At 52.0% G+C, this 8,309-nt stretch carries 2 protein-coding genes; both read left to right on the top strand.

The window, feature by feature from the left end; all coding sequences use genetic code 11:
• The coding region (locus QUB64_RS32515; protein WP_333278672.1) for a calcium-binding protein at positions 1-539 on the top strand (539 nt) is incomplete at its 5' end.
• Positions 540-2,542: 2,003 nt separating this feature from the next.
• A partial coding sequence (locus QUB64_RS32510; RefSeq protein WP_333325919.1) for a DUF4347 domain-containing protein occupies positions 2,543-8,309 on the top strand: 5,767 nt, incomplete at its 3' end.

Raw genomic sequence — 8,309 nt, 5'->3', positions numbered from 1 at the left:
GCGATGACTTGATTTACGGTGACTCGGGCAGCGATATTTTGTGCGGCGATGATGGCAACGATACCATAAGCGGCGATCGCGGGGACGACGATTCAAGCTCCGGGGGTGCGATCGGCCAGCAAGACTGCATCGACGGCGGCAGTGGCGACGATCTTCTCTACGGCGATGACGGTAACGATACCCTCAACGGTGATGAGGGTAACGATACTCTCTATGGAGGGGCAGATAACGACATTCTCAACGGGTGTGCAGGGGACGACTGGCTGTTTGGCGACGGCGGAGAGGATACTTTAATTGGAGGTACTGGGAGCGATCGCTTTGTCTTAAATAGCAACACAGGTATCGATACTATCCTCAATTTTGAAGTAGGAATCGACAAGTTTGCTTTAGCTGGCGGCTTGACTTTCGATCAGTTGCAAATTCACTCCACGGCGAACGGCACTGTCCTGCAATTTGCCTCCACTGGGCAGGTTTTAGCTAATGTTTTAGGAGCTAATAATGCTATTACTGCTCAGAATTTTGTGACTTTTTCCAAGTAAAAAGCACAGCGCATTAAATGCGCCTGATTTTGCCTAACATTGAGAAACCCGGTTTGTGAACAAACCGAGTTTCTCAATATTTTATATGCTGTGCAGTCAATTACCGGAATACAAAAGGTTCGCTCCTGAGGAATGCGAGTCCGCATCCATCCCAGGACTCGCATTCCGAACGCTCAAACCAATCTTAGGAACGAAAATTTAATAACTTAAACAGCTCCTACAGTCCTTTCTCCTATAAGCTGGTTCGTGAAAGGAGGCTCTTCCTCCGGATCTGTGTTACCAGGCAGAGCGAAAGTAACAAGCAAGTCGCTTAAGTTATTAAATTTCCATTCCTTAGTATGGTCATTCGACGGACATGATATTAAAACTTAACTAACCTCCAGCTTGGGACTTATAGCCTTTCTCAGATAGATGAGGTATAAGTTGAGATTTTCCATTTTTAGATTTGAGATTAAAGAATTGGGGAATTGGAAGATTGGAGGATTGGGGGATTGGGGGTTCGGGGATTGTGGGATTTTGTAATTGTTAATTTATTGGTGAATACCTCATCTTTGTGAGAACCGCTATATATCCCAATACGCTTGGGTTAAGACAGTCCGGCCGGTAAAACCATGTGAAAAATAGATACGCTCGATTGCTCTCACGCGCGATCGCTGCGGACAAACAAATCTTAACCCAAGCCTATTGACTTATACGCTGTCCGGTCTACCTGAAATCAAAAAGGTTTGAGCGTTCGGACTCAAGTCCTCATAAAAGTTAGAAGACTTATAGCCTTTCTCAAAAAATGAGGGATTGACCAATTAATTAACAATTCCTCAATCCACCCATCTCAAATCTCAAATCGAAAAATGGAAAATCTCAAATTTAAACTTGTACCTCATCTATCTGAGAAAGGCTATAAGCCAATACAGTTCACGATCGACCGATCACCCTGGCACCCCCCGAACCAAGGGGAGTAGGGGGTGGGACAAGAATCTTCTCAAAGTCAACCCCTACTCCCCTGCGTGAGCCCGGATGCGAGGGGGATCCCCGAGTATAAGAGTCGATCGTGAACCGTATTGGGCTATAAGCCCTCACTACAAACGTTATAACGGTTATTTTACTGGAATAGATATCTGCAAATCAGTCGGTAGAGCTGCATAAAATTGGTTGGTAGTGAGGACTTAATACCAATTTTTTATGAGGATGCTCCCGAATCAGATCCCCCCTTAACTTGCCCCCTACTCCCCCTGGTGGGAGGGGGGGACAAGATTTCGAGCTTTTTTCCTCCTGTAACGAGAGGGATGCGAGGGGATCGGAATATGTGCAACTTCACATTAAATTGGTATAAGTCCTCAGAAAAGTCAGAGGACTTAAGTCCTCGCTACAAACACGAAGGATTTTCAACCGATTGTTGCAACCAAATCTCGGGCTCCACGGCGTATTTTCGGACATCGCACCCGGATTTTTGCGTTTAAAACTAAAAATTTTACCATTTATAAAAACTCTTGCTACACAACAATTGTTGGGCTTGTTTGCTCAACGATCGTGTAAGGTGCCGATCCGCTCGAAAAGTCGATTGAATCCAAGGGATTAAAGAATGGAGCCGCACCTACAAATACTGTTGCATGAGTTTTAATAATTGGTATTATTTTTCTGCGAAAACTCAGAGTTGGCTAAAAAACGCCCGACTTCCCCGGTAAATGCAGCTAACTGTTACTTTGGGAAGATGTCGCTCCCAAAAAAATCGCCGTAAATGGAAATTGTTAACTATCCGAAACAGATGAATTAGCAATTATCTATTCCAGATCAAGTAGGTAGGTGCAAATATTTTTTGGTCGGTTACAGAAGGTCAAGCTATCACAACAAGAGCGATTGCTTTCATCTCTAGAGCGCTACGAACGAGCGTTTCACTCGCTGCGTCCAGGGATTATAATATATTTTATCGCTCATCTACTTAGGAATTAACAATAATATTTGCCATTGAAGGTTCACAAGTAGCAAATCAGGGATCTATCTAACTCATGCAAAAATTTTCGTGCAACTACTCTTGCCAAAATCAAAAATTAAGTTGCGATCGCCGCGACACAGATTGCATAAAAGCTGCTGTGATTTTGGAGCCGTTAGCGGGCGATCGCCCGAGCGATATTTACTGTTTAACAAAATCCAGTCTTCGCGTCAAAGCCGAACATAAAAAACATTTAGTTTGCATCGATCCGAGGGTAGAGAATTATCAGCATCTTGCCAGCGGAGTCAGAGCGGGGACTGAGGTAATTGTACTCGATCGCACTTGGGACGGAGTAGCACAAATTACCGAAATTCTAGCTCAACGCAACTCCATTGCCAGCCTTCAGATAGTTGCTCACGGCGGCGAAGCTGCGGTGCAACTGGGGTCAACTGTACTGAAGGGTGAAAACTTGTCAAAGTACGATCGGCATTTGCAGCAGTGGCGAAATGCCTTCAGCCAAACAGCGGATATTTTATTGTTAGCGTGCAGGGTGGGAACTGGAAAATCAGGCCGTGCTTTCGTGCGGAAGCTGAGAGAATTAACAGGGGCAAATATAGCCGCCGCCAACAATCTCATCGGCAGCGCAAAATTAGGAGGAAACTGGCAATTAAATGTCGCAGCAGGACGAGTCAAAACCGCAATAGCCTTTGAAACAAAAACGCAGGAAACATACAGCGGTGTCCTCGCGACTTTAGTTGACGAAACTTTTCAAGACGCAAACCTGACAGGGCCTTGGCTATCTGGGGTAACAGGCACATCAGACACTCCAGCTTTAACCTCAGGAACCGGAACCGAGAGTTTTCCGGGTTTGAACATCGACCCGGTGGGTAGCGGGGCTTTGAGATTAACTTCCAGCAGGTTCGATCAATCTACTTTTGTCATCTATGATAGTCCGGTACCAGTCAGCAGCGGCCTTAAAATTGTCTTCGATATATTTGCCTACAACGGCACTTCACGTCCGAATTTACCACCAGGTCTCAAAGGAGACGGCACAAGTTTCTTTTTAATTGACGGTACTGCGACGCCGACACAAGCTGGAGGCTATGGAGGTTCCCTCGGCTATGCCCAAAATACAGATACAAACCTGCCCGGTTTAGTCGGCGGTTATTTAGGAATTGGATTTGATGAATTCGGAAACTTTTCAACTCCAACTCAAGGGCGCGTAGGCGGAAATTCGGGCATTCTACCAGATTCGGTGACGCTTCGAGGTCGCGAAGCGGCAGGATATGAGTTTTTAACTTCTACGTTTTTGCCGGGGGGAGTAGATAATCTTCCCGATACCGTAAATCCTCTGCCTCCAAACGGGCCGAACAACACTGTTACTACGACTCGCGCCGCAGCAAGAAGAAGAGTTCAAGTTATATTGCAACCTCCCACTTCTGTAACGCCAAACCGTCTCACTGTTAGCTTCGATCTCAACAATAACGGTTCGTTTACCGATGCGGGCGAGACGATTATCGACATTGGCAATTTAGCCACCATCAACGGGTCAATTCCGTCCACGTTCAAATTTGGTTTTGCTGCTTCAACGGGAGACGCTACAAATATTCACGACGTTCGCACTTTGTCGATCCAAACTATAGACGTGCCGCTGACTACAGCAGATGTTGCCACAACGAAAATAGGCCCGGCCGCAGCGGCACCGGGCAGCAGCATTACTTACACAATTACCACAGTAAATAACGGCCCGAACGCAGCCGAAAACGTACGAATTCAAGACCAACTGCCCCGAGGGGCAGTGTTTGGCAGTGCCGAGGGCGGTGGCACTTTCAACCCGACAACGAGATTAGTCACCTGGCCGAGTATTCCGAATTTAGCTGTTGGGGCCAGCGTTACCCGCACCTTAACTGTTACGGCCCCAACTACACTCGGTGCTATTACCAACACTGTATTCAGCAACAGCAGCACGATCGATCCTGTACCCGCAAACAACAGCGGTTCTCAACCTACAGCGCAAGTCATCACAAGCATCACGAATAGCGCCGACGTAGTTACGGTCAAAAGCGGGCCCGCCAGTGCGGCCCCGGGTTCGACTGTCACCTACAGGATTACGGCGGCCAACAGCGGGCCGAATCCGGCCGCCAATGTGGCGGTTTCCGACAGCATCGTTCCGGGTTTGACGGGAGTCAGCGTGTCGGATGGCGGGAGTTACAGCCCAACTACAGGTATTGTGACTTGGAGTGCGATCGCATCTCTAGCCAGTGCAGCCACCGCCACCAGAACCGTCAGTTTTGCAGTTCCCGCCAGCGGCAGCGTCGCCAATACTGCCAGCAGCACCTCAACTACCCCAGACTCCAATCCTGGCAACAATAACGGCAGCAGCCCTACAGCGACAGTCACCACCACAGTTGCAGCCAGCGCCGACGTAGTTACCGTCAAAACCGGGCCCGCCAGCGCCTCTCCGGGATCGACTGTCACCTACAGGATTACGGCGGCCAACAGCGGGCCGAATCCGGCCGCCAATGTGGCGGTTTCCGATAGCATCGTTCCGGGTTTGACGGGAGTCAGCGTCTCCGACGGCGGGAGTTACAGCGCAACTACAGGTATTGTGACTTGGAGTGCGATCGCATCTCTAGCCAGTGCAGCCAGCGTCAGCAGAACCGTCAGTTTTGCAGTTCCCGCCAGCGGCAGCGTCGCCAATACTGCCAGCAGCACCTCAACTACCCCAGACCCCAACCCCGCCAACAACAACGGTTCTCAACCCGCATCTACTGTCACAACAACTGTCATAACCACAGTTGCAGGCAGTGCCGATATCGCCACCAGCAAAACTGGCCCCGCTACTGCCACCCCTGGGTCAACTGTCACGTACACGATTCTCACGCAAAACAGAGGGCCGAATACCGCCGCCAACATCACCGTTACAGACAGCATCGTTCCTGGTTTAACGGGCGTCACAGCATCCAACGGCGGTATTTACAACCCAGCCACAGGCATTGTCAGCTTTCCGCCGATTCCCAGCTTAGCTGATGGGGTGACAGTCAGCCGGACTGTCACATTCCCAGTCCCGGCGACGGGCACTGTCAGGAACACGGCCAGAAGTAGCTCAACCACTAATGACCCGAATCCCGGCAACAATAACGGCAGCGATCCCGGCGCAACTGTTGCCACCAGCATCGCCCCTGCGCCGACTCCCGCACCGACTCCCACTCCCGCACCGACTCCCCCCAACCAGCCGCCGGTCGCCAACAACGTCAACGCGATCGTTGCCCCCAGCAGTGCTGTGCCGATCGCAGGACTCAGCGGCACAGACCCTGACGGGTCGATCGCATCCTTCACCATCAACACCGTTCCAGCAGCTAATCAAGGGGCAATATTTTTAGGCAACCCCAGCACCGGAGGCACTGCCGTCAGTGCAGGTCAAACCCTGACTCCGGCTCAAGTAGGGCAATTGTTCTTTCAGTCGGCGCCCGGTTTTACAGGCGCTAATTTCACCTACAGCGCCACAGACAACCTCGGCGCTACCAGCCCCGCCACTGCCACAGTATCGGCGGTGCTGCCCCCGCAAAACCAACCGCCAGTCGCCAACAACGTCAACCTCAACATCCCCGCCAGCAGCACTGTCGAGATCGCCGGATTGGGCGCCACAGACCCCGACGGGTCGATCGCATCCTTCACCATCAACACCGTCCCAGCAGCTAATCAAGGGGCAATATTTTTAGGCAATCCCGAGACTGGCGGCAGAATTGTCAGCGCAGGTCAAACTCTCACCCCAGCACAAATAGGACAATTATTCTTTCAATCGACAGCCAACTTTACAACAGCAAATTTCACCTACAGCGCTACAGACAACGGCGGCGCAACTGCACCCGCCAGCGCTACTGTGGCTGCTGTCAACATTCCGCCTGTTACCCCGACTCCCCCCAACCAGCCGCCGGTCGCCAACAACGTCAACGCGATCGTTGCCCCCAGCAGTCAATCAGCGATCGCAGGACTCAGCGGCACAGACCCTGACGGGTCGATCGCATCCTTCACCATCAACACCGTTCCAGCAGCTAATCAAGGGGCAATATTTTTAGGCAACCCCAGCACCGGAGGCACTGCCGTCAGTGCAGGTCAAACCCTGACTCCGGCTCAAGTAGGGCAATTGTTCTTTCAGTCGGCGCCCGGTTTTACAGGCGCTAATTTCACCTACAGCGCCACAGACAACCTCGGCGCTACCAGCCCCGCCACTGCCACAGTATCGGCGGTGCTGCCCCCGCAAAACCAACCGCCAGTCGCCAACAACGTCAACCTCAACATCCCCGCCAGCAGCACTGTCGAGATCGCCGGATTGGGCGCCACAGACCCCGACGGGTCGATCGCATCCTTCACCATCAACACCGTCCCAGCAGCTAATCAAGGGGCAATATTTTTAGGCAATCCCGAGACTGGCGGCAGAATTGTCAGCGCAGGTCAAACTCTCACCCCAGCACAAATAGGACAATTATTCTTTCAATCGACAGCCAACTTTACAACAGCAAATTTCACCTACAGCGCTACAGACAACGGCGGCGCAACTGCACCCGCCAGCGCTACTGTAGCTGCTGTCTTGCAACCAATTTCTCCAACACCGACGCCCGCACCAACACCACCGCCAACACCAACACCACCGCCAACACCAACACCAACACCGACGCCCGCACCAACACCACCGCCCGCACCAACACCAACACCGACGCCCGCACCAACACCACCGCCAACACCAACACCACCGCCAACACCAACACCACCGCCCGTGCGGACACCGACGCCCGCACCGACGCCAACGCCCGAAACAACGCCGACGCCGACGGGAACACCCGAAACAACGCCCGAAACAACACCGACGCCGACGGGAACACCCGAAACAACGCCGACGCCTATTTTCGCCCCAGTTCCCGAACCTGATACAGGCTGCGGTTGCGACCCCCTACCCCTGGTGCCTGCGATCGCATTTATCCAACCCCAGCGCGAACAAATACTCAACTTCGACTCAAACGCCGCACAACTCACCGACATCCAAAACACTCTCCTCGGTACTCCCGGAAACGACTATTTAACCGGAAACGACGCTAACGAACTGTTTGTTTCTTTCACTGGGGACGACACAGTTTTAGGTGAAAGCGGCTCAGACATTGTGTTTGGCAACCAACAGCGAGACTTCATCGCCGCCGATAAAGGCAACGATATCGTTTACGCGGGCAAAGACAATGATGTGGTGTTCGGAGGGAAACAAGCCGATCGCATTTTTGGCGATCGCGGTGCCGACTTATTGTCAGGCGATCGCGGTTCAGACACGATCGTCGGCGACAACGGCAACGACATCGACCTCACCGGCGACGACGGCGATTTGATTTTCGGCGGTTCAGAGGACGACGCCATTGCTGGCACTCAAGGCCCAGACACGGTTTTCGCCGGCAAAGGCCCTGACATCGCCTTTGGTGGCAAACAAGGCGACCTGATTTTCGGCGACAAGGGCCCTGACAGCCTCTACGGCGACAGCGGAGACGATACGCTGTTCGGCGCCGTCCTCAACTCCCTAGATAGCGACCCTGACGGGCAAGATTTGCTGTTTGGAGGCAATGGCAACGACTTACTGTTCGGCCAATCCGGCGACGACACTTTGCTGGGCGGCAACGGCCAAGATTTGGTGTTTGCAGGCAAAGGGAGCGATCGCATTTTCGGCGAAACTGGTTCCGACACACTTTACGGCAATCAAGGTTCTGACACCATCCTCGGCGACTACGGTACTGCGGTTGGCAGCACAATTGCCACATCTGAAGGCGACTTAATTTTCGGCAACGATAGCGGTGACATCATCG

Origin of the sequence: Microcoleus sp. Aus8_D2, assembly GCF_036702665.1 — a bacterium.
GTDB lineage: Bacteria > Cyanobacteriota > Cyanobacteriia > Cyanobacteriales > Microcoleaceae > Microcoleus.
Note: the sequence above shows the minus strand (reverse complement) of the source record. Positions and strands in the feature narration are given on the sequence as shown.